Annotated in this window: 1 protein-coding gene; it reads right to left on the bottom strand. The window is 65.7% G+C overall.

Features of this window, described 5'->3' with window-relative positions; all coding sequences use genetic code 11:
• Positions 1-368: hypothetical protein (locus tag J0695_RS37680; protein ID WP_206969298.1), on the bottom strand; the 368-nt coding region annotated here is incomplete at its 3' end.
• Positions 369-650: the final 282 nt, after the last annotated feature.

The raw sequence follows: 650 nt of genomic DNA, 5'->3' as shown, positions 1-650 counted from the left end.
TTGGCCTGGCTGACCTGCTTGAGCCAGAAGCAAGCCACTGACGAGTTCAGTACCTCCAGCAGCTCCAGGTGCCGCTGCTCCGTTGCACCTTCCGGTAGCTTGATCACCGGGGCGGAACGGTTGAACACCTTCCCGCCCCGGTCCAGCACGAAGTGGTTATGCGTGGCGACGAACGCGAATGCGATCGTCAGGGGCGTCCGCAACTTGCTGGGATACAGCTCCTGCCACTCGTGCCACGCCATACCGCGCTCCAACATGGGCACGCCGAACCGCTTGCGCGAGGAGATTGCTGTCCGGTACGGGGCCAGTACTTGCTGCGAGGCCCCGATGTCCTCCCACGGCAGAGTCTCGAAGCCAGCGTCGTACACCCATAGAGCGTCGCACTCGGGCTGGAGAGTGAAGTCACGGACGGCTTCGCCTGTGACTAGAGGGCGAGTCGCGGACACGCCTAGTCGTCTGGCCGCGCCATTACGAGGCAAGAGGTAAAGGTCGTCCTCCCCCGTGACGGAGGCGATCCCGAGCGATTGGGCAACCTCGCCCAACCGTGTCACCCCGGCGTGCTCGACCCGCTCCATCAGCCCGCCTGCCCCGCCCCCGCTAAGAGACCACGGATGTCCCGCGAACCGCCCCCGGTCCGCGTCCTCCACGCT

This window comes from Streptomyces beijiangensis, from assembly GCF_017315755.1.
Taxonomy (GTDB): Bacteria; Actinomycetota; Actinomycetes; order Streptomycetales; family Streptomycetaceae; genus Streptomyces; species Streptomyces beijiangensis.
The sequence above is the reverse complement of the archived record's forward strand: the minus strand, read 5'-3'. Positions and strand labels throughout refer to the sequence as shown.